The following is a 1,067-nucleotide window of genomic DNA, read 5'->3' on the forward strand; positions in this document are numbered from 1 at the left end:
GGCCGGCGTGGTCGTCGGGGTCGTTATCGGGATCGTCGGGGGCGTCGTGGTGGGCGTGAGGATGCGGAGCCGCAGGTCGCTGAGGATGATGTGCTGATTCCGGTGGCCGGGATCTTGGACATTCTCGATAACTATGCGTTTGTGCGGACGTCGGGGTATCTGCCGGGTCCGAATGATGTGTATGTGTCGTTGGCGCAGGTGCGGAAGAACGGGCTGCGCAAGGGTGATCACGTCACGGGTGCGGTGCGGCAGCCGCGTGAGGGGGAGCGGCGGGAGAAGTTCAATGCTCTGGTGCGGCTGGATTCGGTGAACGGCACGTCGCCGGAGGGGGGCAGGTCGCGGGCGGAGTTCAACAAGCTGACGCCGTTGTATCCGCAGGAGCGGCTGCGGCTGGAGACGGAGCCGAATCAGCTGACCTCGCGGATCATCGATCTGGTCTCGCCGATCGGTAAGGGGCAGCGGGGTTTGATCGTGGCGCCGCCGAAGGCGGGCAAGACGATGGTGCTGCAGTCGATCGCGAACTCGATCACGGTGAACAATCCGGAGTGCCATTTGATGGTGGTGCTGGTCGATGAGCGGCCGGAAGAGGTCACCGATATGCAGCGGTCGGTGAAGGGTGAGGTGATCTCCTCGACCTTCGACCGTCCCGCGGAGGATCACACCACGATCGCGGAGCTGGCGATCGAGCGGGCCAAGCGGCTGGTGGAGCTGGGCCACGATGTGGTGGTGCTGCTGGACAACATCACCCGGCTGGGGCGGGCCTACAACCTTTCGGCTCCCGCGTCGGGGCGGATTCTGTCCGGTGGTGTGGATTCCACGGCGCTGTATCCGCCGAAGAAGTTCTTCGGTGCGGCGCGGAACATCGAGGACGGGGGGTCGCTGACGATTCTGGCCGCGGCGCTGGTGGAGACCGGGTCGCGGATGGATGAGGTGATCTTCGAGGAGTTCAAGGGCACCGGCAACATGGAGCTGAAGCTGGACCGGAAGCTGTCGGAGAAGCGGATCTTCCCCGCGGTGGATGTGGACGCCTCCGGCACCCGCAAGGAGGAGATCCTCATGGCGGGCGA

The 1,067-nt window shown here is 65.0% G+C and carries 1 protein-coding gene; it reads left to right on the forward strand.

The window, feature by feature from the left end:
* A partial coding sequence (gene rho / locus QQM67_RS30485) for a transcription termination factor Rho (protein ID WP_314178651.1) occupies nt 1-1,067 on the forward strand: 1,067 nt, incomplete at both ends.

This window comes from Streptomyces winkii (assembly GCF_032248595.1).
Lineage (GTDB): Bacteria > Actinomycetota > Actinomycetes > Streptomycetales > Streptomycetaceae > Streptomyces > Streptomyces winkii.